Raw genomic sequence first — 24,796 nt, 5'->3', positions numbered from 1 at the left:
CCCGTGAAGGTCCTGTGAGTGGGGTTGGCCCGGGAACACGGCCTGCTGTCGGATCGTTCCGATGAGCAGGATGAAGAGATACGAGGAACTCGAGACCGAGGACGGCAAGGTCGTCCGCTACCAGCGACACGAGAACGGCGGCGGCCTCGTCGCCAAGGGAGCGACGGTCGACGCGACCGCGTACGTGGCCGACTCCGCGTGGGTCGACCCGGGCGCCGTCGTCGAGGCCGGCGCGTCCGTCGGCAAGTTCTGCTGGCTGGAACCCGGAGCCGTCGTGCAGCAGCGCGCCCGGCTGGGCTCGCACGTGCACGTCGGCCGCGACGCGGTCGTCGGGCGCTCCGCGCGCCTGGGCGCACGCGTCGACGTCGGTGCCCGGGCCCAGCTGGACGCGGGGCTCGTCGTCGAGCCGGAGGCGCGCGTCGCCGAGGGCGCGCACGTCCCGCGCAGCGGCGTCGCGCCGCACGTCCTCGCGGCCTGAACCCCACGGCCTGACCCCCCACCGCAGGCCCGCCGGCCGCTGATCCGCACGGGTGACGCGTGCCCGAGCGGGCCCGCGCAGCCGCGTGCCTGCGGCACCCTGTGGGACGACGCGGCCGCGGGCCGCCCGGACGCAGGGGGACGAGCATGGGGTGGTTCTCGCGCAAGGCCGCGACGATGGACGAGGCGTTGCCGTTCCTCACGGTGGACGACGCCGCGCACCTGCGCGGGATCGCCGCCGACGCCTTCCGGCGCGCCGGCTGCGAGGTCGTCGTCCACGACGACCACCTCGCGGCCACCGACGGCCGCGACTTCGGCCTGTGGAACCTGGCCGCGACGTGCCACGGCTCCGGGGGACGTGCCGCGTGGCCGGCCGTCGTCGCCCGGCACGTCGACCAGGTGCTCAACCCGCCGCCCGGCCCCGACAGCCTGAGCCCGGAGGAGCTGCTCGACATCGCGGTCCTGCGGGTCGCCGCGGTCGACCAGCTGCCCGAGCCGGTGCTCGCCCGCCTCGGCTACGCCACCGAGGTCGTCGACGGCCTGCTGCAGGTGCTCGTCGCGGACTTCCCCGCGACCGTCGCCACGCTCGGCGACGACGACGTCGAGCGTGTCGGCCTCGACCGGCTGCTCGCCGCCGGCCGCGCGCGCCTGCTGGCCGAGCCCGTCGAGCACGAGGTCATGGAGCTCGAGGGCGGTGCGCGCCTCGAGATGCTCTCCGGGGAGTCCGTGTACGTCGCGAGCAAGGTGCTGGTGCTCGCCGACGTGCTGCGCTCCCTGCACGGCGAGCGCAGCTACCCCGACGGCGTGCTCGTCGCCGTCCCCAGCCGCACGGACCTGCTGTTCCACGTGCCCGTCGACTCCGGGGTGGTCACGGCCCTGCAGACCCTGGCCGGCGGCGCGGCAAAGATGTGGTCCACGGCAGCGGGCGGCGTCTCGCCGTCCGTGTACTGGTGGCGCGACGGTGCGCTGACGCGCGTCAGCCGGCTCGACGACGAGGGGCGCGTCGCCGTCGAGGTGCACGACGAGCTCGGCGCGGTGCTCAATCGGCTCGCCGCACGCTGACGGCGGCACCCGGGACGTCCCGGGTGCCGCCGCGCGGGCGTGGTGGCGTCAGCGGTCCACGACGAACGTCGTGACGCTCTGCGCCGGCAGCGTGGCCGTGAAGGTCCCGTTGCTCAGCCCGATGCCCGTCTGCTGCGCGAGGTTGCGCCCCGCGTCCGTCGTGTACGACGTGACGCGCGACGTGCTGGTGCCGCGCACGGTGACCGGCTGCGCGACCCGCGTCGTGCTCTGGTTGACCACGACCACCGCGACCTTGCCGTCGGTGTTCTGGTACGCCGAGACGTACACGCCCTGGCGGGGGGTGGCGGTGGTCTCGATGCGGACGGCGCCGGGCCGCACGAACTTCGAGAAGTGCGCCATCGCGTAGCCGCGCTTGCTGATGGACCCGTCCTCCTGCAGGGGGCCGTACCCGCGGCGGATGTACCACCACACGTACGCCTGGAACTGCGCGTCCGTCATGGCGTGGTGCATGTGCCGGGCGACCTCGAGCGACTCGGGCCAGCGGTTGCCCGACGTCATCTCGCTGTTCGGGTAGTAGACCTCCGTCATCCACAGCTCCTTGCCCTGCCCCTGCTGCTGGAACTTGGGGTAGGGGAAGTTGGCGTACGACGTGCCGTAGAGGTGCGCGCCGAGGATGTCCATGTTGGCCAGCGCCTGCGGGTCGTCGAGGATCGGGTCGGACAGCGACTTGATGTACTGGAACGACTCGGGCGCGATGACGCGGGTGCTGATGCGCCCGGCGTGCTCGCGCATGAACCGCGTGATCTCCGCCGGCGTCCACGCCGTCCACTCGTGCGCGTAGTCGGGCTCGTTCTGCACGGAGATGGCGTACAGGTCGACGCCCTGCCCGCGCATGTAGGTGACGAAGTCCTCGAGGTGCTGGGCGTACGCCCCGTAGCTGTCGTAGCGCAGGCGCTTGGCGCTGGAGGTCTCGGTCCACCCGGTCGCACGCACGCTGTCGATGTTGGGGCCCTCGGTGCCCGTGGTGACGAGCCGCACGGTGTTGGCGTTGCCCTGGGGGATCTGCACCTGCACCGACATCGTCTGCCAGGTGGACCAGCTGCCGGTCGCGGGGAAGGCGACGTTCGTCAGGGCGCGGGTGCCGTTGACGTACACGTCGAGGTAGCGGGTGCCGCTGGCCAGCGCGTAGCGGATGTCGAGGTTCTTCTTGCCCGCCGTCGCGGTCAGGACCCCGTTGAGCTGCACGCTCGCGCCCGTGGCCGCGGTGAAGTCGACGTAGCCGCTGCCGGTGGACCCGCTGTGCTGGGAGGCGACCGTGGCGTTGGTCAGGCTGCCGGACTCCGCCTGGTACAGCGTGCCGGTGCCCTGCGGCTGGCCGACGGGGGCGGTCTCGGTCATCGAGGCCGGCGGGTTCCAGGGGGAGGCGAAGACGATCGCGCCCTGCTCGATCGCGCGGCGCGCGGTGGCGACCTCCCGCTGCCACTGGGTGCGGTCCTCGCTGACGAAGATCCGCAGCATCGAGAACCCGAGCTGGTCGGTGCCGTTGCCGAAGGCCTTGTCCCGCTGGGCGGCGGTGAGGTCACCGATCCACAGGGGGTGGTTCATGCCGCCGAAGCCGCGGATCTCCTGCCGCTTCTGGGTGACGTCGACCGTGACGGCCGGGCTGGTGGCGGCCTGGGCGGCGCCGGCGGGTCCGAGCACGGCCGTGGCGGCCAGGGGCAGCGCGAGCAGCGCCGCCACTACCCGTCGGCGACGGGTGGGGGTGGGTGTCATCGTCGTTCTCCTCCGCGTGGGGTCTGACCGCGTGATCGTTCACATGCGGGCGCGGGAGGGTCAACGCCGACGCGGGTGTTGAAACGCTTCGACGCCCGATCGGGGGGTGGTGCTCTCCCGTGCGCGGGTGACACGACGACCTCACCCGGGGATCGGGCCCCGGCGGCCCCGCGGCGGTGCAGGATGACGCCATGCGCAGCGACATCTTCGACCAGACCAACCTCGAGGTGGAGACGGGCCAGCGGTTCGTCCTGCAGAACCCCAAGATGCTCAAGGTGACCCTCGGCGAGCCCGTGCTCGCCGCGAAGGGCTCGATGGTCGCCTACCAGGGCGCCGTGCAGTTCCACCACAAGGGCTCCGACACCCTCGCCAAGTTCGTCAAGCGCGCCATCTCCTCCGACGACCAGGCGCTCATGACCGTCGCCGGGCAGGGCGACGTGTTCTTCGCCCGCTTCGCCGAGAACGTCTTCATCCTGCAGCTCGAGGGCGACGCGATCAGCGTCGGCGGCTCGTCGCTGCTGGCGTTCGACGCGACCCTGCAGTGGGACCTGCACCGCACCCGCGGCGCCGGGATGATGACCGCCGGCCTGTTCAACACCCTCATCCAGGGGCACGGGTCCGTCGCGCTGACGTCCGCCGGCAAGCCCGTCATCCTCGACTGCTCCCAGCAGCCGACGTTCGTCGACCCCAACGCGGCCGTCTGCTGGTCGGCCAACCTCGTGCCCGACGTGGTGTCCAGCATGAACATGAGCTCCCTGCTGCGTGGCGGCACGGGCGAGGCGTTCCAGTACAAGTTCCACGGGCCGGGGTTCGTCGTCGTGCAGCCGTCCGAGGGCTTTGCGGGGATTGCCCCGACCGGCTGACAGATCGGGTGAAAGGTCCGGCACGCCCTGGTTGTCCGCTGTGTCCGGTGCGACCCTGAGGTCGATGCGCCGACGCCGTCGGCCGTCGAAGGGGGAGCACGGACATGGACGTCTCACGCGCCGGCCGGCACCACCGACTCCTGACAGCGGCAGCGGCCGTCGGCGTCGGGGCGGCACTGCTCGCCACCCCGGCGCACGCGGGACACGTCGGTGCCGCCGCCGCTGCGCACGGGCTGCCCGGCTCGGTCGAGCCGGTGGACCTGCAGGTCCCGGGCCAGGGCGCGGCCGCGCGGCGCATCAGCGAGTCCGGCGTGGTCGTCGGCGTCTCCTACGCCGACGACGGGCGCATGCTGGCCTTCCGCTGGCAGGACGGTGAGGCCGCCGTGCTCGGCGACGTCGACGCGGACAGCAGCGCGCAGGACGTCAACGAGCCCGGGCAGGTCCTGGTGCAGACGTACCTCGCCGACGGGTCCACGGGCGCGCTGCTGTGGCAGCCCGACGGGTCGGCCGTCGACCTCGCGCCCGACGTCGACGAGGTGGCCGCGGGCGACCTCGACGACCAGGGCCGGGTCGCCCTCGAGCTCACCGACCCCGCCTCCGGGCTGCCGCACGCGGCCGTCTGGCAGGACGGGACGCTCACGCTGCTCGACGACCAGGGGGGCCACAGCAGCATCGGCTCGGTGCGCGCGCTCAACGAGCGCGGCGACGTCGTCGGCACCGTGACGGACGGCGACGGGTCGCGGGCGGTGGTCTGGCGCGACGGCGCCGTCACGCGGCTGCCCGTGCCCACGGGCGCGACGGGCTCGTACGGCGAGGCGGTCAACGAGCGCGGCGACGTGCTGGGCGTCGTCGTCGACGACGGCCGCACGCGCGCGGTGCTGTGGGAGGAGGGTCGGCTGCGCTACCTGGCGCCGGTCGACGCCCCCCGGCAGACGTTCTACGACCTGAACGAGCGCGGGACCGCCGTCGGCACGCTCGGCGACCGGCAGGTGGGCCTGGGTGCGGCCCTCGCCGACCGCAGCGGCGTCAAGATCCTGCCCACCCTCGGCGGTCCGTCCGGCACGGCGTACGCCGTGAACGGGCGCGGCACGGTCGTCGGGACGACGACGACGGACGCCGGCGCCGCGTACGGTCACGCGACCGCCTGGGTGCGGGGCCGTGCGCTCCCGCTGGACGGCTGGGTCGACGACGAGGAGCCGGTGCACAGCGTCGCCCTCGACGTCGACGAGCAGGGCCGCGCCGTCGGGTACGTGCAGCGCCGCGGGCCCGACGGCGGTCTGCTGCACAACATGCGCGCCCTGCTGTGGGAGGTGTCGGCGGGCAGCTGACGGGCGGGCGCCACCGCGTCGGCGCCTCCCGGGTGGTGGGCCGTACGCGGGTCAGTCGAGGACGGCGACGGTCTCCAGCTCGACGCGGACGTCCGGCTCGTAGAGCTGGTCGACGCCTAGCAGGGACGCCGGCGGCATCGGTGTGGGCAGCCCGAGCTCGTCGGCGACCGACTCGACCCCGGCCATGAGGTCGGCGATCTCCTCCGGACGCCACCGGGTCACGTAGAAGGTCAGCCGGACGACGTCCGTGAACCGCGCGCCCGCGGCGTCGAGCGCGAGCGCGGTGCTGCGCAGGACTGCCGCGACCTGGCCGGCGAGGTCGTCGGCCACCGGGCGCCCGGCGGCGTCGCGGGCGACCTGGCCCGCGACGTGGACCTGCCGCGCGCCGGTGCCGACGGCGACGTGGTGGTAGGGCACCGGCTGCATGAGGCCGGCGGGGGAGAGCAGCTGGACGGGCACGAGGACTCCTGTCGGTGGGTGGTCACCCATTGCTACCTGGTACCCGCAGGGAACTTCAACGACACTAGGTGGCATGACGGACACCACCCCCCGCCTCGCCGAGCGTCTGGCCGTCGGCGCACCGCACCGCGAGCTGCTCGACCAGGTCCTCGACAAGTGGTCGCTCGCCGTCCTGGAGGAGCTGTGCGAGGGGCCGTGCCGGTTCAACGACCTGCGCCGCGCCGTCCCCGGTGTCACGGCCAAGTCCCTGACCTCGACCCTGCGGCGGCTCGAGCGCAACGGCGTCGTCGAGCGTCGGGTGCTGCGGGACCGGCCCGTCACCGTGGAGTACCGGATGACACCGCTGGGCAAGACCCTGCGCGAGCCCGTCGACGCCCTGCTGCGCTGGACGACGGCCCACACGGCCGAGGTCGAGGCTGCGCGCGACCGGTTCGACGCGGCGCTCGACGCGTCCTCAGGGCTCGCCGAGCGCGTCCGCGAGGCGCCGGCGTGAGTCGACGCCCAGCTTCCGGTACACCTTGCGCAGGTGGTAGTCGACCGTGCTGGCGCTGAGGAACAGGCTCGCGGCGATCTCCCGGTGGGTGGCCGGGCCGGCGGCGAGGTGCGCGATCGCCTTCTCCTGAGGGGTCAGGGGCTCGCTGGTGCTCGCCGCGGGCCGCCGCCGGACGACGGCACCGGTCGCCGCGAGCTCGCGGGCCGCGCGGCGGGAGAAGTGGGGTGCGCCCATCGTCGTGAACAGGTCGTGGGCCGTGCCCAGCTGGACCCGGGCGTCCCGGCGGCGGTTCTGCCGCCGCAGCCACTCCCCGTAGAGCAGGTGGGTGCGCGCGAGGTCGGTGCGGACCGGGACCTGCCCGAGCGTCGCGAGGGCGCGCTGGAAGTGCGCCTCGGCGTCGTCGCCGGCGACGATCGCGACGCCGCGGGCGTGCAGGCCGTCGGCCCACAGGGTCCGGCTCGCCCGCGCGCGCACGGCGAGCCGGTCGAGCGCCGCGGCGGCGAGGTCGTCCCGGCCGCTGCGGTGGGCGGCCTCGACGATCTCGACGAGGACGTGCCCGGCGAGCACCGGGTCCTGCTCGACCAGGGGCCACCCGGCCTCCAGCGCGGCCGCGTAGTTCCCCAGGCTGTTCTCGAGGATCACGAGCGACTCGCGTGCCATCCGCTCCCAGAAGCCGCTGCGCACCTCCGTCACCGCCAGGGCGTGCACCTGGGCGATGTTCGCCCGCGACGTCGCCTCGTCGTCGCGCCAGACCCCGAGCTGCTGGAGCAGGATCATGCTGTACGCGACCCGGTGGTCGCCGATCGACCGGGAGATCTCGGTGGCCTCGTCGTACAGCGCGGCCGCCCGGTCGAACCGGCCGTCGAGGAACTCGTGGTGCGCCTGGCCCTGCAGGGAGGCGCGCAGCAGGTCCAGCGCGCCGCGGGAGCGCTGCTCGGCGGCGTTCTTGTCCGTGATCGGCCGGTACGCCTCGATGTCGTAGACCTCCATCGCGAGCACCGACGCGACGTGGCTCGACAGCGTGAACGTCGGCGGGGCGTCGTGCTGCGACAACCAGGCCACGGACCGGCGCATGGCGGGTGCCGCGGCGGTGAAGTCGCCGGTCAGCCGGGCTGCCAGCCCCCGCACCAGGTCGGCGAGCAGCGACGACTCGCCCGGGTCGAGCGCGGCCAGAGCCGACTCGACCAGCTGCTCGGTCAGGCCCGGCGGGGCGAATCGGCCGGTCACCGCCGCCAGGAACAGCCCTTCGACGTACGTGACGCGCGCGAGCTGCGGGTCCAGGTCCTCGAGGGACCGGGCGGCGTCGACGAGCGTCGCCAGCGCGTCGACCGGGCGGCCGATGAACGTGAGGACCGCGCGCAGCCGCTGGGCCTGCGCCCGGACCAGCGGCTCGGCGTGCTCGATTCGGACCCGCTCGAGGACCGTCCCGGCCTCCCGCTGCGCACCGGCGACGAGGAGGGCCGTGGCCGCGGCCTGCGTGCGGCGCGCGAGCTCCACCGGGTCGGGGGTGAGCTCGGCGGCGCGCGACATCAGCGCCGCGTACGCCGCGTAGCGCCCGCGTCGCTCGACCTCGTGACCGCGCGCCTCCAGCGCGGCGGCGACGTCCTCGTCGGTGCCGCTGACGGACTTGGCGCGGTGCCACACCCAGGCGTCGGGCTCGACCTGCGGGTCGGTCACCGCGGCGAGCAGGGCGTGGGCGTGCCGGCGGTCCGCCGGCGCGGCACCCCTGTAGACGGCCGAGCGCACCAGCGGGTGGCGGAACGTGACGGCGGCGTCGACGTCGACGAGCCCCGCGAGCTGCGCGGCGTCCAGGTCGTCCGCGCCGAGCCCGGCCCGTGCGGCGGCGGCCTCGACGGTGGCCAGCCGCGCCGCGGTGTCGGCCGCCGCGACGAGCAGCACCTGCTGCGTGGTCGTCGGCAGGGCGCGGACCCGGGCCAGGTACAGGCTCTCGCGCCGGACGTCGTCGCCAGCAGCTCGGTCGTCGCCGGCGCCCGGTGCGGGTGGTGGTGGGGCCGTCCTCATCCACCCGGGAGCGCGCCGCGCACCCCTCGACCGACGGAGCCAGACCATGACCCACAACGCGAAGCGGACGATCGTCCTCGTCCACGGCGCCTCCGCGGACTCCTCGAGCTGGAACGGCTCGGTCACGGCGCTGCTGGACGCCGGCCACCACGTGATCGCGGTCGCCAACCCGCTGCGCAGCCTCGAGGGGGACGCCGCCTACCTGCGCAGCGTCCTCGACAGCATCGAGGGCCCGATCGTCGTCGCCGGCCACTCCTACGGCGGCGTGGTGATGAGCCACGCGGCCGACGGCCACCCAGCCGTCACCGCGCTCGTGTACGTCGCGAGCGTCCTGGCCGAGCCGGGCGAGAGCCTCGTCGACCTGGTCACCAAGTTCCCCGGGGCGACGCTCGGGGAGGCCGCGCAGCCCGTCCCGTACCCGACGCCCGACGGCGGCACCGCCACCGACCTGTACATCGACCAGGCGCGGTCCGGTGAGCTGTTCGCCGGCGACGTCGACCCCGTCGTCGCCCAGCGGATGGCCGTCACCCAGCGACCGCTCGGACTCGCCGCCTTCGAGGCGCCGTCGACGCGGGCGGCGTGGACGACGTTCGAGTCCTGGGCGCTGGCCGCCCGCCTGGACCGCGCGATCCCCACCGAGCTGTCGCGCTTCATGGCCGAGCGCGCGGGCGCCCACCTCGTCGAGGTCGACGCGTCGCACACCGTGACCGTGTCGCAGCCGGAGGTCGTCACGGACGTCATCCTGCAGGCGGCGGAGAAGACCGCGGGCTGAGGCCCCGGCCGGGTTCACCACGATCGACCCGGTGCGCTGACGGCCTCGCGGCTCGTCATGGGCTCACGACACCGGGCCGTCCGCTGAGGTGGAGAGCCAGGGTCGGGAGGTACGTGTCCAGGGCGGACGTCAGCCGCTCCCGGAGCTCGACAGCCGAGCCGTCCCAGTCGTCGACCTCGCCGAGAGCGTCGAGCATCGCCCGAGGGGCGATATCGGTGATCTCCTGGGCGCGTTGCACGACGTGGTCCGCATCGAGGCCGTGCTCGTCGGCGAACCGCATCCAGTGCGTGCGGGTGATGCGCTCGGCGACGTACTCATCGTCGATCGACATGGACAACGCCCGGCCCCGCGACGTCGGGTCGTACGGAAGCGCGGTGGCGACGTCGAACAGCGGGGCGAGGTGGACGTCGTCACCGGTGAGCAGCACCGCGTAGTTGCGCGCGTGGGCGTCCGGCGCGGCGACGACGCTGTTGAAGACCAGACCGTCGACGAAGCGCTGCACGTTGGACCGAGCCGTTGACGCCGTCGCCGACCGTTCGCGCAGCAGCCGGATGATGTCGCCGGCGCCCGGCCCGCCGTACTCCTGGTACTTCTCGGCCGTGCCCAGCGACTGGCACAGGTCCTCCTGGTGCCGTCGTACCAGGGAGCCGTCGCGGTCGGCCCGGTCGAACCTCGTGACGACGACGGCCGTCTCCGAGAGGAAGTCCATGTGCTCGGTGACGGCGACGTCCACGCCGCACGCGGCGGCGGCGCGCATGCTGATGTGCTCGACGAGCGACTGCGCCTTCACACCGCGCACACCGGGCTTGAGGATGTGGCTGGTCGGCTCGGCACCCTGCGCTGCGTACCACTCGTCCCCGAGGCGGCGCAGCGCGAACTTCGGTTGCGTCCCGCCGAGTGACCAGTGCTCGCCCGGCATCGACCAGGACGAGTCCTCGTCGATACGCATCGCGGCCAGGCGCTGCTCGATCTGCCCGGGCGACTGCGGTGCGAGGGTGCCCGTGCGGGAGACGGTCGCCTCGACGTCGCCCGGGGAACAGAACTGCACTGCTCCGGGGCAGTCCGTGCCGATCGCAGCCAGCAGGCTGAGCGGGTCGTTCCGGTCGGTCCCGGGGTGCTGACGCTCGATCGCGGCGAGTGCGCCGGGAGACTCGGGGAGCAGCGCGCGCAGGAACCGCTCGACGGGCTCGCCGGTGAACGAGCCGTCGGCGAGAGGCATCGACAGCGACAGAGGTGTGCGGCCGGTGCGCGTCGCGTCCTCGGCGTAGGTGAAGCGCAGGAGGTTGCGACGGGTGCGGTCGAGGTGACCTGCGAGGCGTCCCTCGAGGACGACGGCCAGCGCCTCGCTCATCGGGCGGCGTCGGGGTCGAGGTCGTCACGGACGGTCAGCGAGGCGTCGAGCTCGTCCAGAACCCGCATGACGTGCCCGACCTCCAGGCCGTGCGTGCGCCCCTGCTCCACCGTGATGACCCACTGGCGGGACACGCCGGCGCGCTGCGCGAGGTCCGCCTGGCTGAGGTGCCGGCGCTTGCGCAGTCGACGGATCGCGAGCCCGAGCTGAGGGAGGGTGCGCGCGTTGATGGTGTCCACGATGTCAGCGTACGCCGACATGGGCTGGTATGTCAGCGTACGCTGACACCCGATCGCGTGTCAGCGTACGCAGACATCAGTGCTGGCGGTGAACGGTGAGGCGAGCGTCGGTCAGCGGCCCAGCAGCCGGCTCCACCAGCTGCCGCCGGTGCTGACGATGCCCGGTGTGCCCGTGGGCGGGGGAGGGGGCGGGGTCACGCCCGGCCCGTCATTGAGCGTCTGCGCGACCCGGTCGAGGAAGTCGTCGACCTGGTCCTGGTCGTACCCCTCGCGGAACTTGGTCGCCTGGAACCGCACGGCACGCACGTCCTGGGCGGTCAACGGGTGCGCCGTCGGGGTGCCGGTCTCGAGTGCGCGCAGGGTCGCGACGACGCGGTCGAGGAGGTCGTCGACCTGGTCCTGGTCGTAGCCCTCGCGGAACTTCACGGCGGTGAAGCGCTGACGCGTGACGTCGTCGGAGGTGAGCATGTGCCGATCGTGCCACTGCTGGGTCGTGCGGACGGGGATCGTGGCGCCCGCCGCGCTGGCCCGCGGGGCGCGCGACCGGGTCTGGTCAGGGTGGTCGGTCTGGGCTTTACTCCTGATATGGCCCGTGCGGTGACGAGAGCGGTCGCGTCTCTGTTGCTGCTCGCGTCCGCGACGCTGTTCGTCGCTGCGGCTGCGCAGCGGTGGTGGCCCGCGTGTCCACGGGGGAGCTTCGACTCCGAGGAGTGCCTGCGGCTGCAGGACCACCAGTTCGACTACCTCGTCCCCTCCGACCCGTGGACGCCGGTGGGCAACGCCGCCCAGTACGCCGGCGTCGCGATGCTCCTCCTGGCGGGGGCCGCCGCGGTGCTGCCGTTCCTCCTGATGCGGACGCACTGGTCCCGGGTGCCGATCGCCGTGGTGGTCGCTGCGGCCGTGGCGGTGCCCGGTGCTCAGACCTGGGCGTCCGGCGTTGCCGGGAGCGCCCAACCGGCGTGGGCCGGTCTGGCCGCAGGGCTCGTCTGGGGGGTTGGCGTGCCCGCGCTGCTCATCGCGTGGATGGTGACCCGGGGCAGACCTGACCGGCCACGCACGGTGTGGACGACGGCGCTCGCGGGCGCGCTGATCGCATCGACCCCCGTCCCGGCCTGGCTGCTGGGGCTCATGGTGGCCGGGTACGTCTCGCACGACACGGCGCCGTGGTCGGAGGCGGGGATCGCGGTCCCGCTGGTGGTCGCGGGGGTGCTGGTGTGGAAGGTGTCCCCGAGGCCCCGTCCGGAGATCGCGGACGCTCACGCGCGACCCGCGGCCGATCCTGTCGAGGTCGGCGCCGGACGAGCTCGCTGAGCCTGCGCCGGATCGGCGGCCGCATCCCGCTACCCTGGACCCGCATCGATGAGGGCTCTCGAGCCTTGGCCGATGTCGCACGGGGCGGTCAGCACCGTGGTCGGGACCCGCAATGGCGTCTGCGCCTGGGTTCTCGATCGCGAGTCCGACCGGCCGCGCGCGCCTGTAGCTCAGGGGATAGAGCACCGCTCTCCTAAAGCGGGTGTCGGCAGTTCGAATCTGCCCAGGCGCACAGAGTGTTTGTGCAGTTCAGGGGCTCTATCGGCGCCGCGGCCGCGGCAGGGGCTCTGTCCCACTTGTGGGGCTGTGGTCAGCGTGTGGTCAGCGACATGTCTCAGGACGTGGACGGCCTGGCAAGGACATGGACGGACACCGGCGGACGCGGAGCGACCCCGTGTCGGCGTTGATGCCGTCTCGGGCGCCCCACCCACTCGGTGCTGAGTCGACCGTCTTCCGGGTGCGGAGGAATCCGACGACGATGTCAGCGCCCAGCCAGCTCGAGCAGGCCGACCGGAGTGGCGGACGCACGCACGCGGTCCAGCATCGCGAGGCGCGCGACCGTCAGGTCCTCACCGCGGAGAGCGTGCGCGAGCGACGTCAGTGGTATCGTCCCCTCATGAGTGGGACGTACACCGTCACGATGGGAGACCGGGGTCGCCTGGTCGTCCCCATGGAGCTGCGCGAGCACGTCGGCATCGGTGCAGGCGACACCCTCATCCTCGTGGAGACACCTGCCGGCGTCGTCATGATGACGCGCGAGCAGGCCCTGGAGCAGATCCACACCCAGCTCGCCGGGCCGAGCCTGGTGGCCGAGCTCGTCGCCGAACGTCGGGCTGCCGCCGTGGAGGACGGCGGGTGAGTGTCCTGGACGCCTCCGCCGTGCTGGCGTTCCTCCAGCGCGAACCCGGTGCCCAGGTCGTCCGCGAGCACTTGGAGGCCGGCGCCCACATGAGCGCGGTCAACTGGTCCGAGGTTGCCCAGAAGACCCGTGCGCGCGGTGCGAGCTGGCCCCTCGTTGCTCAGACGCTCCTCTCGTTCGGGCTGGCGGTCCACCCAGCAACGATCGAGGACGCCGACGGGGCCGCCGCACGCTGGCGTCCGGGGGAGGGGTTGTCGCTCGGGGACCGGTTCTGCCTGGCGCTGGCCGATCGGCTCGGTGTCGACGCGATCACCGCCGACGCCGCGTGGGGTGACGCCTCCGGCGTGCAGCAGATCCGCTGAGGCTCACGCACCAGCTCGCCCCGGCAGCACCAGGTCGAGCACGCGATGCAGCCGCGCCTCACGAGCGTCCGTCAGCGGCGGCAGCACCAGCGTGGTGATCCCGATCGCCGCCGCAGCCCCGTCCCAGGCACCCCGGTCGCCCACCATGAGCACGTCCTGCGCAGGCATCCCCAGTCGGTCGAGCGCGAACCGGAAGATCGCCGGGTCGGGTTTGGCCACGCCGAGCTCGTACGACAGCGCCCACACGTCGATCAGGTCGGCCCACGTCCGTTCGTCCCCGACGGAGTTCGCGGCGAACACGGGCCGCAGGTCGACGTGGATGTCGCTGACGACCCCGATGCGCACGCCCGCGGACGTGAGCGCGAGCAGCAGGTCGCCGACGTCGGTGGCGAACGGGTTGCGGCCGGCGTCGGACTCCGCGGCGTACAGCGCGGCGGCCAGCTCGTCGTCCAGGCCGGCCGCGGCGAACCACGCGAGGTAGGCGGCCCGGTGCTCGGCGACGTCGGTGTCGATCGCGGAGGAGTCGACGCGGGAGGAGTCCGCGGAGCGCAGCCGGTCGAGCACCGTCTCGACCACCCCGGACGACGCGTCGCGGCCCAGGTTCTCCAGCGCCGTCCGCGCCAGCCACCGGTACGTCGGCGCGACGACCAGCGTGCCCCGCCAGTCGAGCAGCACCCCGCGGAACCCGAGGCGTGGCGAGTCACCCACGCCGCGCGTCAGCCGTCGGCACCCGGCGCAGGCGCCTCGCTCGCGCCCGCCCGCAGCAGCGCCAGGTCCCGGCGCACGTACCGTAGGTGCGCCCACTCCTCCTCGAGGATCACCCGGACGCAGTCGCCGACGCTGGGGTGCCAGTCACCGCCCCACGGGTCGTCCCGCTCCTCCGCGAGCAGCTCCGGGGTCGCGGAGGCGAGGAAGTCGGTGACCATCTGCTGCCGCTGCGCGCGCACCGTGAGGACCTCGTCGAAGCCCGGCGTGTCGGTGCGGAAGATCGACATGTCGAAGCCCGTGGACTCGGCGCCGGTGAACATCTGGCCGATCTCGTGGAACGGCTGCGGTGTCCGCAGGATCGCGGCGCCGAGCCAGGCGTCGGTCGCCAGGACGAGGTGCCGCAGAGTCTGAGCCAGCGACCACTCGTCCTCGACGTGCGCGTCGACGAGCGCGGGTGGCGTGTCCGCCACCGTCGTGCGCCACGCGTCTTGCACGGCCACCCACCCGTCGCGCAGGCCCTCGGGCGTCTGCGCCTTCTGCAGCTCACGGCCGGGGAACTGCCGGTTGAGCTCGGCGTCGACGAGCGGGACCACGTCGACACCGTTGACGACCAGGCTGCCGAAGAACAGGTCGTGGCTGTCGATGTCGAGCCCGTCGACGTCGACGCCGCGCATGGTCACGCCGCTGACGTCCGAGAACCGCAGGGTCGCGCCCTTGAAGCTCGCCCGGACGAAGGTCGCGCCCTCGAACTCCCGCGTACCCGAGTACGTCGTCATGACCCCATGGTGGCAGCCGGGCCGTCAGGCGGCGCGGCGTGCCGCGAGCGCGGCGCCCGCCTCCGCGGCGGCCTCCCGTGCCTGCTTGTGCAGCAGGGCGCCCGCCTCGATGAACGCGTCCATGGCCGGGTTCACCCCGGCGAGGGTCAGCTCGCGCTCGATCACCGTGAGGTCGGCGCCCCACACCTCGGCGAGCACGCGGCGCAGGTAGTCGGTGTTGTGGTCCCAGCCGTGGCGCGGCGTGCCCTCGCCGTACGCGCCGCCGCGCGTGGTGACCAGCACCGTGGGGGTGCCCTCGAGCAGCCGGGCGCCGTAGGGGGCGCCGGCGATCGCGAGGTCGACCCACGTCTTGACGTGCTGGGAGACGCCCCAGTTGTACAGCGGCATGGCGAGCACCACGCTCGACGCCTCCTGCAGCTCGCCGGCGACCTGGTGGGCGGTCGCCAGGCCCTGGCGCTGCAGGTCCGTGCGCTCGGCCTCCGGGGTGGCGCCGGCCGCGACGGCGGCGGCCCACGCGTCGGCGGGCAGCGGGTCCCGGCCCAGGTGGCGGCGCACCACGGGGGCGTCCGGGTGGGCGGCGACCAGGTGGTCGAGCACGACGTCGGCGAGCTCGCTGCTCGCGGAGCGGTCGCCCTGGATGGTGGCGTCGACGCGGAGGACGGTCATGGTGGGACTCCCGGGTGGGTAGGACTTGAACCTTCAAGTCGGACAGTAGACCCTTCGACTTGAAGGTTCAAGTCGGCGGGTACGATGCTCACTGTGACGTCCGACAACGCCCGCGAGGCCGACGACGCGGTGCCGTGGCTCTCCGAGCGGGAGCAGGAGTGCTGGCGCGCGATCGCCACCCTCGCCACGACCCTGCCGGCCGCCCTGGACGCCCAGCTCCGCCGGGACGCCGGGGTCAACGCCTTCGAGTACCACGTGCTCGCCGGGCTCTCCGAGGCCCCGGCGCGCACCCTCGTGCTCAGCGACCTCGCCGCTCTCGCGCGCGGCTCGCTCTCGCGGCTCTCGCACGCGCTCACCCGCATGGAGCGGGCCGGCTACGTCACGCGGGCCGCCTGCAGCGAGGGCAGCGTCCGGCGCATCGAGGCCACGCTCACCGACGCCGGCCTCGCGCGGCTCGAGGCGATCGCCCCCGGTCACGTCCGCGAGGTGCGTCGCCTCGTCGTGGACGCCCTGACCCCCGAGCAGCTCGACGCCCTGGCCGACGCCTCACGGGCGGTCAACGCCGCGATCGCCGCCGACCCCCCCGAGGCGTGCACGGGCGACGACGCCTGACGCGCGCGCGCCGCAGCCGAGCACGCGCGCGACACGCCCGCGGGCGGAGCGCTGCCCACCGGGGACACCGCTCCGCCCGCGTGCTCCGGCCCGACTCAGCTGCAGGCGGCGCCCGTGTGCCCCGCCTCGTACGTCGTGCCGGCGACCTGCCAGGACGCGACCTTGACGCCCGTGACGGTCACGTGGCCGGCGGGGAGGTCCGCCGAGGGCGCGGTCCACGTGTGGCGGAACGACGCCCCGGGCAGCAGGACGCGTGCCGTGGCCGACCGCCACGGGGTCGTCGCGGCGACCAGGACCGGCACGCGCTCGGTGTTGCGCACCTGCACGGTGAGCTGCGGGCGACCCGCGACGCACTGCGCCTGCGCCGACACGCTGAGCGCGACCGTGCTCGGCCCTCCCGGCAGGGCCGACGGCGTCACCGGTGCCGACGGCGCGGACGCCTCCGAGTCGCCGGCGGCGTTGCTCGCGACCACCGTGAACGTGTACGCCCGGCCGTTGGTCAGGCCGGTGACGACGCACGACGAGGTCTCGCTCACGCACGTCGCGCCGCCCGGCGACGCGGTGACGGTCGTCCCGGTCACCGGGCTGCCCCCGTCGTCGGCCGGCGGGGTCCACGACACCGTCGCCGAGCCGGACGCGGCGGTGGCCAGCACCTCCGTCGGGGCGGCCGGCGCCGTGGCCGGCGGCACGACGACCTGGCTCGGCCACGTCACCAGGACCTCGTCGCCCGCGTCGGTGAGCTCCTCCACGGTGATCGTGTTGATCGAGAACGCGTTGCCGCCCCCACCGCCGCGGACGGCGATGTTGCCGATGAGCCCCTCGGCGGGCTGCGACCCGTCGAGCCGGATCTCGGTGACCAGGTCGTAGCTGCCCATGTTGACCATGCCGCTGTTGAAGTACGCGGGGATGTGCGTGGCGACCTGACCGGCGGAGTACTGGTGGTCGTTGATGACCCCCTGGTCGCCGCTCGTGTAGCCGCCGTTGGTGTTGTCCCGCACCCACCGGACCCGGATCGCCGTGGTCCCCTTGGCCGTGTAGTTCACCGTGACGCGGTAGGTCGTGCCCGCCTCGGGGCGGAACGCGACCTGGCCGTCGTCCGTCGTCGACCACGGCCACACCGACGGGTCGTCACCCAGGACGATGTTCGCGCCGCTCCAGGCGTCGCCCGCCGAGGTGTCGAAGACGTGGACGCCCGGGACCGGGGGGCGCTCGCCGCCGCCCGAGGTGTCGATGTACTCGTACGTCGCGAGGAACTGCGTCGGGTACAGGATGCCGAGCAGTGCGAGCTTGGCGTTGCCGTCGTAGTCGTACGGCATCGCGAACTCCCCGCCCTTCCACCCGGTGAGCACGTCGCGGACGCCCGCGAGCTTCACCGCGGTGATGACCCGCGGGTTGCCCGACGTGTTGGCGGGTCCTGCGGCGAAGTCCCGGTAGATCGAGAACAGCTCGGCGTACTTCATGCCCTGGTTGTTCTCGTTCTCCGGCGTCAGCTCGCCCGGCGGCAGGGCGATGTCCATCTCGGTGACGTTGACCTCGACGTTCCCCAGCGACGCGAACAGCGCGACGTTCGCCCGGACGGCCTCGACGTCCGTCGCCAGGTTGTAGTGCCCCTGCATGCCGATGACCTCGATCAGCGGCGTGCCGCCCGGCCGGGCGTCGGCGTAGCGCTCGTTGATGTCCTTGACCATCTCGTAGACCACGCGCGCCTTGGCGGGGTTGTCCAGCGAGAAGTCGTTGTAGACGAGCTTGACGTCCCAGCCGTGAGCGTCGACCACCTCGGCGGCCTTGAGGAAGGCGAGCTCCACCCACTCGGCGCCGAGCGCCTGGTACCAGCCCTCACCCTTGGCCAGGGACGCCCGCCAGTCGTCCGGGTCGGCGACGCCCACGGCCTCGTTCACCACGTCGATCGCGACGAGGCGGGGGCCGAAGTACTCCAGGACCGTCTCGATGTGCGTGTCGAGGTTCTCCTGGGCGACCGCGCGGTCGAAGGTGCCCGGCTGGTCGAACCGGGCCGGGGGCGCGTCCCACATCCACGTCGGTGTCTGCGAGTGCCACGCCAGGGTGTGCCCGTACAGCGCCAGGTCGGGGTTGCGCGACGTGTACCGGGCGATCGCCGCCTCCGCCGGCTCGAACGTGAACACGCCCTTGTCCCGCTGGGTGCTCTCGGGCTTCATCTCGTTGCCCGGCGTGTAGGAGGCGTAGTTGTGGACCAGGCCCTCGGGCTCGCCGGCGCCGAAGATGCCGAACGAGAAGTAGTCCTGGTAGACGTCCTTCATCGGCGGGTAGTGCTCGAACGTCCGGCCGGGCGCCGGCAGCGCGGGCTCGGTGGCCGCGAGCGCCGGTGCGGCGGGAGCCAGGGCGGTGGCGGTCAGCAGCGCGGCGAGGAGCGTGGCGAGCGCGGGCCGGGCCGCCCTCCTCGTCCCTGGGGTCGTGACGGCGTGGGGTCGCGAGCTCGACATGGGATCCCTCCAGGAGCCTCCCCGACGCGACGGTGCGCCGGGGCTCGCGATGGCAAACGTTCTCTATCGCGAGTGCGTCGAACCTACTCGGGACTCGGCCGCGGTGGAAGAGGGACGCCCGACGCGTCAGGCGTCGGAGAACGCGCGGATGATGTCGGCGCCCGACGTCACGACGACCGCGTCGTCGCCCAGCCCGTCGGGCAGGTGCGCGCGCGTCGACTCGCTGGCGATCAGCGGCGGCACACCGGGGGCCATGAGCGTCATGTCCGCGCGCGCGGCGATCGCGGCCACGAGGTCCCAGGCCTGCCGGCCGGTCACGTGGTTGACCATGAAGCCCGCGCCCGGCTCCCCGAACCCGTACAGGTCCGCCGTCCCGTCGTCGAAACGCAGCTGGGCGAGGTCGCTCGCAGGATCGGTGCTCGCCACGTGCGGGGCGATGAGCTCGCGGAGCACGTCGCTGTCCGCGGTCGCGAGCTCGCCCTGGACCATGCGCTGCACGAACACGTCGAAGCTCATGGCGGGAGCGTCCCATCCCGCACCGCTTCGTCTCAACCGCTGCCCGACGTCCCGGCAGGCTCAGGCGGCCTGCCTGCGCCTCATCGCGATGCGGGTACCGACGACCAGGTTGAACGTCCCGATGACGAGCAGGAGCGCGCCGGAGCTGCCCCCCGGGGTCGTGGCCAGCACGGCGGCACCGATCAGCGCGCCGGCGCCGCACACCAGGTACGTCCACATGCGCCGCCGCGACGGCGGGAGCACCGCCACCTGACGCAGGTCGCGCAGCGTCGGCCGCCCGGCCTCGATCTCCGGGACGGGTGCCGCGCCCTGCGGCCGCGGCGGCTTGGGCGGCCACGGCCGGGGGAGCACGTCGGCCGGGGTGATCCCGAAGGCCGGGTCGATCGGGGTGGTCGGCAGGTGCTCGTACCAGTACCTGTCGACGATCTCGCCGATCCACTCGACAGCCACCCCCCGGGTCACCACGAGCACCACCTCGCGGTCCTCGTGGATCACCTCCTCGACACCCCGGACGCGCTCCAGCAGCGCGATGGTGCCGGCGACGAGCCCCTCGTAGGGGTGGGCGGCGGTGTCCGAGAACCCCAGCGTCGTGCGCATCCTCCCGTCACCGAGGGCCGTCACGTGCTCGATCCAGTACACGGGCTCGCCGCAGAGCAGCCCTGGGAGTCGTTCCACGTCCGAGGCATCGGCACCGCGGTGGCGGGGGATGAGGGACGGGGTCGGACGCGACGCTCGGGAGGGCCACCCTCACCGTCATCTCAGCAGCCCGCGTCGGTGCCAGCCGGCTCTCCTGCAGCTGAAACCCGACGCGTTGCCGCAGCTCGGCGCGGTCCCGCCGGGGATCGAGGCCGAGCACCGAGAGCGTTCCGCGATCGGCGGTGCGTCCGGTGAGGCACTCGACCGCGGCGGAGACGTCCTCGACCGCCGGCGTCGCTCGTTGCGCTTGTGGAGGTGCGTGACGTCGACGGTCATGGGTCGAGTCTGCGTGCGGGGCGGCGATCCCGGATCGCCCGCCCGGCGCGCGGGTCGGTCGATCGTGGCGTCGATCGATCGGCTGACGCGGCGGGGTGCCGGCCGCCACCCAGCCACCCGACCAGCGGGAGGCAGCTCGCGGCGGTGACGACCGCGGCGAGGACGAACGGGGCGGTGGGCGAGCCGGTGACCTCGGCCACCCCGCCGAGCGCGAGCGCGCCCAGCGCCTGACCGGCGGCGAGGGTGGTGAAGAGGACGGCGTTGGCGGTGCCGGGCGAGTCGGGGTGGAGGTCGGTGCCCCAGGCGATCAGGACGCCGGACAGGGCGACGTAGGAGCCGCCGAAGACGGCGGCGCAGGTGAACGCGACGGCGTGCGTGCCGGGGGCCAGGGCGAGCCCGCCGGTGGCGGCGGCGACGGTCAGCGCCAGCGCCGTCCAGGAACGGGGGACACCCCACCGCTGCACGGCGTCGCCGGCGACGGACCCGGTGATGCCGGCGGCGCCGAGCAGGATCCAGAAGGCCGTGGACTGGCCGGCGCCGAGCCCGCCGTCGGTCACGACGAGGTCGCGTCCGAAGGTCCACACCGCGGCGCTGCCGGCCCCGGCGAGCAGGGCGGCGGCGATCGCGGGCCGCAGCCGGCGCCAGGGCACCGGGGCTGGTCCCGTGGCGCGTGCAGCCGGTGGGGGGTCGTCGGCCGCCGCCGCGCGCAGGGTCGCGACGGTCGCCAGGACGGTGAGCAGCGCGAAGCACAGCCACGCGACGCGCCAGCTCCCGGTCAGGACCAGGGCGAGCGGCCCGGCGAGCGCGACGCCCAGACCGGTGCCGGCGTTGACCACGGTCTGCGCGCGCGGGCGCTGGTCGAGGGGGACGGTCCGGTCGACCAGGGCCACGAGCGCGGGTGAGGCCAGGCCCGCGCCGCTCCCGGCGACGAGGACCGCGACCCCCAGCACGGCGACGTCCTGCGCTGCCGCGACCGCGACGCAGCCCGCGGCGGCGAGCGCTCCCGCGAGCGCCGCGGCGGACCGCGACCGGCCGGTCCCCACGAGGCGTGGCGCCAGCAGGGCCGCGGCGCAGTAGGAGCTGAAGCCGCCCGTGGCCAGCAGCCCCGCCAGGGTCGGGGACAGGGCGAAGTCGCTGCGGAAGGCCGGCAGGAACAGTCCGTAGCCGTAGCGCGCCAGCCCGTAGGTGCAGGCGATCAGGGCTGTGCCCGCGGCGACGAGGGCGGTGGCCCGGCGACCGGCCACGGGCGCCTCCTATCTGCAACGATCGTTGTACCAGAACCGACGTTACAGTTGATGGTGTGACGGTGCGACAGGTGCGTGGCCCGGCCGTGCGCGAACGGGTCCTGGACGCCGCGGAGACGCTGTTCCACCGCGACGGGATCGCCCGCACGGGCGTGGACGCGGTGATCGCGGAGGCGGGTGTCTCGACGGCCACGCTCTACGCCCACTTCGGCGGCAAGGACTCGCTCGTCGCGGCCTACCTCGAGCGTCGTCTCGCCCGCTGGTGCCGCGTCTGGGACGACGCCGTCGCCGCCGCGACGACGCCCGAGGACCGCCTGCTGGCGGTCTTCGACGCGCTGGCACGGTTTCGCGACGACCAGCCCGCGACGCGAGGCTGCGCGTTCCTGGCGACGGCCGTCGAGCTCCCCGGCCCCGACCACCCCGCGCGGGCCGTCGTGGCCGCCGAGACCGCCCACCTGCGCGACCGCCTGCGCTCGCTCGCCGCCGACCTCCCGGTCGCCGACCCCGACGCCCTGGCCGACGACGTCCTGATGGCCTACGACGGCACGCTGTCCGCCTTCCTGCGCGGAGCCGGCGACGACGCCGTCGCGCGGGGGCGCATCTTGGCCGGGATCGCGGTCACCGCGGCCTGCGCCGGACGTCGGGAGCCCGGCGGCGTCTGAGCCCGCCACCGCCGCACCGCTGCGCGCGACCTGCGCCCTGGCTCGAGTCGGCAGTGGCGCGGAGGGCGCCACCGGGCCCGCGGGCAGGACCGAGTCCACCTCCCAGCACGACGAGGAATCCGCAGTCGACGACGATCTCCTCCACCTGGCTGCGCGGCGTCGACCGCGACGGGTCCACGGCGCTGCACCAGGCCGCGTGGTCGGGCGGGCCGACAGCGTCGACCGCCTCGTCGTCCACGGCGCCGACCCCACGCGCCGCGACACCAGGTTCCGGAGCACGCCGCTCGGCTGGTGCCGGCACCGGCGTGCGCAGCTCGGCCCCGGGCACGGGCACGGTCACGGGCACGGTCACGGGCACGACAGGGTCGAACGGTCCTGCGCCGGATCACGGCCTCCTGAGTGCGTCGCGCCCCGCGCAGGCGAGCCGGGGCCGGGTACTCCGGCGGGTCCCGGTCGCACACGCCGCGACGCGCCCCCACACCTTGACGTCACCCACACCCCTCCCTACGTTGTCACCCGTACGGCCGAGCGCGCGTTCTCTGTCGATGTCGACGTCGACACTGTCGCCAGAGCACGCCGCGGCCGTGCCCGGGCCCTGTCGGCGATGGTCGGCGACAGCTGCGGCCCCGGGGGCGCACGGACAGATGCCGGCCGGTGGGGGCTCACCTCCTGCACGCGTCGGCTCCGGAGCAGGACACGCGGGGGGAACCGATCGTGATTCGACGCACCACACGACGACGTGACGGGGCAGGAGCAGCGCAGGGCGGGACCCGCCGCTGGGCGGCGCGGTGGACGGGGGCGGGACTGGCGGTCGCGCTGGCCGCGGTCGGCCTGGCGGTCCCGGCGCATGCCGCGACCGAGACTTTCGACGTCGAGATCCTGGTCTCGGGGAACGGCGCCGCCACCGGCGCGGGCACCTACGAGGCCGGTGAGACGGTCGAGCTGACGGCGACGCCGGCCGCGTCCCACGTGTGGGGCGGGTGGACGTCGGCCGAGCTGGGGTGGATCGGCGCCCGCGTCGGCTCCTTCACGATGCCCGAGGCGGACGTGGTCCTCGAGACCACGTTCCGCCCGCAGATGGCGTCGCTCAAGCACGCCTACCGCGACTACTTCGACGTGGGCAACATCTACTCCAACCCGCAGACGTACGCTCCCGGCTCGCCGAACTCCGCGACCGTCGACCGGCACTACGGCGTCATGACGGCCGAGAACAACATGAAGCCGGACCAGCTGCTGCCCAACGACAACATCGACCCCGAGACCGGCGAGTTCACGTTCAACTTCGCCCCCGCGGACGCCTTCGTCGACCAGACGCTCGCGCGCGGCATGAAGGTCCACGGGCACGTGCTGGTCTGGCACGGGCAGTCGCCGGCCCGCATCAACAGCGGCACCACCGGCGGCACCCGCGCGCAGGCGCGGGCCAACATGGAGCGCTACATCGAGGCGGTCCTCACGCACTTCCAGGGGCGCGCCGTCTCCTGGGACGTCGTCAACGAGGCGTTCGTCGACGGGCTCGACACGTTCGACCCCGCGACGCAGGACTGGCGCGACTACCTGCGCGGCGGGCCCAACGGCGGCTTCTCGCGCTGGTGGACGTCGTACGCCAACGGGGCCGACACCGCGGCCGGGGAGCACCCCTCGGACTTCCTGTACGACGCGTTCGTGCTGGCGCGGACGTACGGCCCGGAGACCCGCCTGGAGTACAACGACTTCAACGTCTTCCAGTCCGCCGGCAAGGCCCGGGCGATCATCGCGATGGCCACCGACCTCAACACCCGGTACGCGGCCGAGCACCCCGAGGACCCGCGTCCGCTGGTCGAGGCCATCGGCCTGCAGTCGCACAACTACATCAACCAGACGCCGGCCTTCGCGTGCTCCGGCCACACCCGCCTGCCGCAGCTCGTCGACGACGCGGCCGAGGAGTGGCGGCCCGGGGCGTGCTCGGACCACGCCTCGGTCGAGCGTTCGCTGCAGCTGATCATCGGCGCCGGGTTCCGGGCCAGCATCAGCGAGCTGGACCTGCAGGTCTGGGAGGCGTGGAACGGCCAGCCCGAGGGCGACGACCGGGCCGCGTACCGCGACCTGACCGACCCGTCCGTCGCCGACCGGATCTCCCGCGGGGAGTTCGACTACTGGGTCGGCAAGATCGAGAACCGGGCCGAGCTCGAGGCGATCCAGGCCCAGCGGTTCGCCGAGTACTTCGCCGTCTACAAGAAGTACTCGACCGACATCGACCGGGTGACGTTCTGGGGCATGACCGACCAGCTCAGCTGGCGGTCCACCCACAACCCGCTGCTGTTCAACAGCGACTTCTCCGAGAAGCTCGGGGCGGCCGCCAGCGCCGATCCCGAGAAGTGGCTGGGCCTGCGGGCACCGGTGACCGACACCTCGGCGCTCGAGCGTGCGCTGGCCGAGGCCGCCGCGCTGGACCTGCGCGGCGGCACCTACACCGGGCGCAGCGTCGCCGCGGTGAAGAAGGCGCAGGGGCAGGCCACGGCGGTCCTCGCCAAGGGCGGTCCGCAGGCCAAGGTGAACGCGGCCACGGCAGCGCTCCGCGAGGCGGTCGCGGGCCTGGAGACGAAGCCCAGCAAGCCGAGCAAGCCCAGCAAGCCGAGCAAGCCCAGCAAGCCCGGCAAGCCCGGGACCCCGGGCGGCCCCGGCGCACCCGGCAACCCGGGCCCGCCGCGGTCCTGACGACGCCCGTCCACCGGGTCCCCGACGGGGGCGAGGGCCGTCCACGGCCCCGCCCCCGCCGGGGGTCCCGACCGTCGTGACCGTCCACACCCGGAACACCCCGTGCACGCACGCACCCGGCAGGGGAGGATGAGGTCTCCGAACCGAGGGGCGTG

At 73.7% G+C, this 24,796-nt stretch carries 25 protein-coding genes and 1 tRNA gene; 13 read left to right on the top strand and 13 right to left on the bottom strand.

The annotated features are described in order from the left end of the window. Window positions 1–61 precede the first annotated feature (61 nt). Together Cph01nite_RS02670 and Cph01nite_RS02665 are read left to right on the top strand one after the other, a co-directional pair. A complete protein-coding gene (locus tag Cph01nite_RS02670) occupies window positions 62–478 on the top strand; it encodes a transferase (RefSeq protein ID WP_203670822.1) in 417 nt (138 codons plus the stop codon). A gap of 146 nt (window positions 479–624) precedes the next feature. After that, entirely contained in the window at window positions 625–1,539 is a 915-nt protein-coding gene (locus Cph01nite_RS02665) for a hypothetical protein (RefSeq protein WP_203670821.1), read from the top strand. A gap of 48 nt (window positions 1,540–1,587) precedes the next feature. On the opposite strand, the gene Cph01nite_RS19200 is transcribed toward Cph01nite_RS02665, so the two are convergent. Next, a complete protein-coding gene (locus Cph01nite_RS19200) occupies window positions 1,588–3,273 on the bottom strand; it encodes a carbohydrate-binding protein (protein WP_275407382.1) in 1,686 nt (561 codons plus the stop codon). Window positions 3,274–3,464: 191 nt separating this feature from the next. Between Cph01nite_RS19200 and Cph01nite_RS02655 the strand changes: the two genes are divergently transcribed. Then, window positions 3,465–4,136 carry an AIM24 family protein gene (locus tag Cph01nite_RS02655; RefSeq protein ID WP_203670820.1) on the top strand — a complete coding sequence of 224 codons (672 nt, stop codon included), beginning with the start codon at window positions 3,465–3,467 and terminating at the stop codon, window positions 4,134–4,136. A gap of 104 nt (window positions 4,137–4,240) precedes the next feature. Continuing rightward, window positions 4,241–5,464 carry a hypothetical protein gene (locus Cph01nite_RS02650; RefSeq protein WP_203670819.1) on the top strand — a complete coding sequence of 408 codons (1,224 nt, stop codon included), beginning with the start codon at window positions 4,241–4,243 and terminating at the stop codon, window positions 5,462–5,464. A gap of 51 nt (window positions 5,465–5,515) precedes the next feature. Here Cph01nite_RS02650 and Cph01nite_RS02645 read toward each other — a convergent pair whose 3' ends face one another. Further along, on the bottom strand, window positions 5,516–5,923 hold the full coding sequence (locus Cph01nite_RS02645; protein WP_203670818.1) for a RidA family protein: 408 nt from the start codon (window positions 5,921–5,923) through the stop codon (window positions 5,516–5,518). Between the two features lie 73 nt (window positions 5,924–5,996). On the opposite strand from Cph01nite_RS02645, the gene Cph01nite_RS02640 reads away from it, so the two are divergent. Further along, on the top strand, window positions 5,997–6,416 hold the full coding sequence (locus Cph01nite_RS02640; protein ID WP_203670817.1) for a winged helix-turn-helix transcriptional regulator: 420 nt from the start codon (window positions 5,997–5,999) through the stop codon (window positions 6,414–6,416). Here the strand turns inward: Cph01nite_RS02640 and Cph01nite_RS02635 are convergent. Then, on the bottom strand, window positions 6,378–8,438 hold the full coding sequence (locus Cph01nite_RS02635) for a LuxR family transcriptional regulator (protein WP_203670816.1): 2,061 nt from the start codon (window positions 8,436–8,438) through the stop codon (window positions 6,378–6,380). The genes Cph01nite_RS02640 and Cph01nite_RS02635 overlap by 39 nt on opposite strands. A gap of 46 nt (window positions 8,439–8,484) precedes the next feature. Here Cph01nite_RS02635 and Cph01nite_RS02630 point away from each other — a divergent pair, with 46 nt between their 5' ends. Then, window positions 8,485–9,210: an alpha/beta fold hydrolase gene (locus Cph01nite_RS02630; protein ID WP_203670815.1), complete on the top strand. Its 726-nt coding sequence runs from the start codon at window positions 8,485–8,487 to the stop codon at window positions 9,208–9,210. 55 nt (window positions 9,211–9,265) lie between these two features. Here Cph01nite_RS02630 and Cph01nite_RS02625 read toward each other — a convergent pair whose 3' ends face one another. From Cph01nite_RS02625 to Cph01nite_RS02615, 3 genes are all read right to left on the bottom strand, one after another. Beyond that, window positions 9,266–10,561 (bottom strand): HipA domain-containing protein, encoded by a 1,296-nt coding sequence (locus Cph01nite_RS02625; RefSeq protein ID WP_203670814.1) that lies wholly within the window; start codon window positions 10,559–10,561, stop codon window positions 9,266–9,268. After that, window positions 10,558–10,800: a helix-turn-helix transcriptional regulator gene (locus Cph01nite_RS02620; RefSeq protein ID WP_239068986.1), complete on the bottom strand. Its 243-nt coding sequence runs from the start codon at window positions 10,798–10,800 to the stop codon at window positions 10,558–10,560. Before Cph01nite_RS02620 ends, Cph01nite_RS02625 begins: the two co-directional genes overlap by 4 nt. Before the next feature lie 111 nt (window positions 10,801–10,911). Beyond that, window positions 10,912–11,268, bottom strand: coding sequence for a DivIVA domain-containing protein (locus Cph01nite_RS02615; protein ID WP_203670812.1), 357 nt, complete (start codon window positions 11,266–11,268; stop codon window positions 10,912–10,914). A gap of 153 nt (window positions 11,269–11,421) precedes the next feature. Between Cph01nite_RS02615 and Cph01nite_RS02610 the strand changes: the two genes are divergently transcribed. The 4 genes from Cph01nite_RS02610 (at window position 11,422) to Cph01nite_RS02595 (ending at window position 13,332) form a co-directional block, all read left to right on the top strand. After that, the gene (locus Cph01nite_RS02610; protein WP_203670811.1) at window positions 11,422–12,111 is read left to right on the top strand and encodes a hypothetical protein; all 690 of its coding nucleotides are present in this window, start codon (window positions 11,422–11,424) and stop codon (window positions 12,109–12,111) included. A gap of 159 nt (window positions 12,112–12,270) precedes the next feature. Beyond that, window positions 12,271–12,343, top strand: a tRNA-Arg gene (locus Cph01nite_RS02605). Between the two features lie 384 nt (window positions 12,344–12,727). After that, window positions 12,728–12,970: an AbrB/MazE/SpoVT family DNA-binding domain-containing protein gene (locus Cph01nite_RS02600; RefSeq protein ID WP_203670810.1), complete on the top strand. Its 243-nt coding sequence runs from the start codon at window positions 12,728–12,730 to the stop codon at window positions 12,968–12,970. After that, complete coding sequence (locus tag Cph01nite_RS02595) at window positions 12,967–13,332, top strand: type II toxin-antitoxin system VapC family toxin (RefSeq protein ID WP_203670809.1); 366 nt, start codon at window positions 12,967–12,969, stop codon at window positions 13,330–13,332. The genes Cph01nite_RS02600 and Cph01nite_RS02595 overlap by 4 nt, the downstream gene beginning before the upstream one ends. Window positions 13,333–13,335: 3 nt before the next feature. Here Cph01nite_RS02595 and Cph01nite_RS02590 read toward each other — a convergent pair whose 3' ends face one another. Genes Cph01nite_RS02590 through Cph01nite_RS02580 form a run of 3 tightly spaced genes read right to left on the bottom strand, consistent with a single transcriptional unit; the run spans window position 13,336 to window position 15,482 of the window. Next, complete coding sequence (locus tag Cph01nite_RS02590) at window positions 13,336–14,040, bottom strand: HAD family hydrolase (RefSeq protein WP_203670808.1); 705 nt, start codon at window positions 14,038–14,040, stop codon at window positions 13,336–13,338. Window positions 14,041–14,048: 8 nt separating this feature from the next. Continuing rightward, on the bottom strand, window positions 14,049–14,816 hold the full coding sequence (locus tag Cph01nite_RS02585) for a DinB family protein (protein ID WP_203670807.1): 768 nt from the start codon (window positions 14,814–14,816) through the stop codon (window positions 14,049–14,051). 24 nt (window positions 14,817–14,840) lie between these two features. After that, window positions 14,841–15,482 carry an FMN-dependent NADH-azoreductase gene (locus Cph01nite_RS02580; RefSeq protein ID WP_203670806.1) on the bottom strand — a complete coding sequence of 214 codons (642 nt, stop codon included), beginning with the start codon at window positions 15,480–15,482 and terminating at the stop codon, window positions 14,841–14,843. 93 nt (window positions 15,483–15,575) lie between these two features. Between Cph01nite_RS02580 and Cph01nite_RS02575 the strand changes: the two genes are divergently transcribed. After that, window positions 15,576–16,094 carry a MarR family winged helix-turn-helix transcriptional regulator gene (locus tag Cph01nite_RS02575; RefSeq protein ID WP_239068985.1) on the top strand — a complete coding sequence of 173 codons (519 nt, stop codon included), beginning with the start codon at window positions 15,576–15,578 and terminating at the stop codon, window positions 16,092–16,094. 95 nt (window positions 16,095–16,189) lie between these two features. Here the strand turns inward: Cph01nite_RS02575 and Cph01nite_RS02570 are convergent, their stop codons facing one another. The 4 genes from Cph01nite_RS02570 to Cph01nite_RS02555 form a co-directional block, all read right to left on the bottom strand. After that, on the bottom strand, window positions 16,190–18,553 hold the full coding sequence (locus Cph01nite_RS02570) for an endo-1,4-beta-xylanase (RefSeq protein ID WP_203670805.1): 2,364 nt from the start codon (window positions 18,551–18,553) through the stop codon (window positions 16,190–16,192). Between the two features lie 126 nt (window positions 18,554–18,679). Beyond that, window positions 18,680–19,069, bottom strand: a complete 390-nt coding sequence (locus Cph01nite_RS02565; protein ID WP_203670804.1) for a hypothetical protein — start codon at window positions 19,067–19,069, stop codon at window positions 18,680–18,682. A gap of 60 nt (window positions 19,070–19,129) precedes the next feature. Further along, the gene (locus Cph01nite_RS02560; protein WP_203670803.1) at window positions 19,130–19,744 is read right to left on the bottom strand and encodes a hypothetical protein; all 615 of its coding nucleotides are present in this window, start codon (window positions 19,742–19,744) and stop codon (window positions 19,130–19,132) included. A gap of 293 nt (window positions 19,745–20,037) precedes the next feature. Next, entirely contained in the window at window positions 20,038–21,285 is a 1,248-nt protein-coding gene (locus Cph01nite_RS02555; RefSeq protein ID WP_203670802.1) for an MFS transporter, read from the bottom strand. Between the two features lie 56 nt (window positions 21,286–21,341). Here Cph01nite_RS02555 and Cph01nite_RS02550 point away from each other — a divergent pair, with 56 nt between their 5' ends. Beyond that, window positions 21,342–21,947: a TetR/AcrR family transcriptional regulator gene (locus tag Cph01nite_RS02550; protein ID WP_203670801.1), complete on the top strand. Its 606-nt coding sequence runs from the start codon at window positions 21,342–21,344 to the stop codon at window positions 21,945–21,947. Between the two features lie 714 nt (window positions 21,948–22,661). Continuing rightward, window positions 22,662–24,641, top strand: coding sequence for an endo-1,4-beta-xylanase (locus Cph01nite_RS02545; RefSeq protein WP_203670800.1), 1,980 nt, complete (start codon window positions 22,662–22,664; stop codon window positions 24,639–24,641). Window positions 24,642–24,796 lie beyond the last annotated feature (155 nt).

This window comes from Cellulomonas phragmiteti (genome assembly GCF_016862775.1).
GTDB classification, from domain to species: Bacteria; Actinomycetota; Actinomycetes; order Actinomycetales; family Cellulomonadaceae; genus Cellulomonas; species Cellulomonas phragmiteti.
Note: the sequence above shows the minus strand (reverse complement) of the source record. Positions and strands in the feature narration are given on the sequence as shown.

What these genes read in the sequence shown, in the direction of transcription:
- Cph01nite_RS02630 (WP_203670815.1), top strand. Translation starts at nt 8,485, where the DNA reads ATGACCCACAACGCGAAGCGGACGATCGTCCTCGTCCACGGCGCCTCC.
- Cph01nite_RS02570 (WP_203670805.1), bottom strand. Translation starts at nt 18,553, where the DNA reads ATGTCGAGCTCGCGACCCCACGCCGTCACGACCCCAGGGACGAGGAGG.
- Cph01nite_RS02585 (WP_203670807.1), bottom strand. Translation starts at nt 14,816, where the DNA reads ATGACGACGTACTCGGGTACGCGGGAGTTCGAGGGCGCGACCTTCGTC.
- Cph01nite_RS02635 (WP_203670816.1), bottom strand. Translation starts at nt 8,438, where the DNA reads ATGAGGACGGCCCCACCACCACCCGCACCGGGCGCCGGCGACGACCGA.
- Cph01nite_RS02580 (WP_203670806.1), bottom strand. Translation starts at nt 15,482, where the DNA reads ATGACCGTCCTCCGCGTCGACGCCACCATCCAGGGCGACCGCTCCGCG.
- Cph01nite_RS19200 (WP_275407382.1), bottom strand. Translation starts at nt 3,273, where the DNA reads ATGACACCCACCCCCACCCGTCGCCGACGGGTAGTGGCGGCGCTGCTC.
- Cph01nite_RS02670 (WP_203670822.1), top strand. Translation starts at nt 62, where the DNA reads ATGAGCAGGATGAAGAGATACGAGGAACTCGAGACCGAGGACGGCAAG.
- Cph01nite_RS02625 (WP_203670814.1), bottom strand. Translation starts at nt 10,561, where the DNA reads ATGAGCGAGGCGCTGGCCGTCGTCCTCGAGGGACGCCTCGCAGGTCAC.
- Cph01nite_RS02655 (WP_203670820.1), top strand. Translation starts at nt 3,465, where the DNA reads ATGCGCAGCGACATCTTCGACCAGACCAACCTCGAGGTGGAGACGGGC.
- Cph01nite_RS02650 (WP_203670819.1), top strand. Translation starts at nt 4,241, where the DNA reads ATGGACGTCTCACGCGCCGGCCGGCACCACCGACTCCTGACAGCGGCA.
- Cph01nite_RS02640 (WP_203670817.1), top strand. Translation starts at nt 5,997, where the DNA reads ATGACGGACACCACCCCCCGCCTCGCCGAGCGTCTGGCCGTCGGCGCA.
- Cph01nite_RS02600 (WP_203670810.1), top strand. Translation starts at nt 12,728, where the DNA reads ATGAGTGGGACGTACACCGTCACGATGGGAGACCGGGGTCGCCTGGTC.
- Cph01nite_RS02665 (WP_203670821.1), top strand. Translation starts at nt 625, where the DNA reads ATGGGGTGGTTCTCGCGCAAGGCCGCGACGATGGACGAGGCGTTGCCG.
- Cph01nite_RS02565 (WP_203670804.1), bottom strand. Translation starts at nt 19,069, where the DNA reads ATGAGCTTCGACGTGTTCGTGCAGCGCATGGTCCAGGGCGAGCTCGCG.
- Cph01nite_RS02615 (WP_203670812.1), bottom strand. Translation starts at nt 11,268, where the DNA reads ATGCTCACCTCCGACGACGTCACGCGTCAGCGCTTCACCGCCGTGAAG.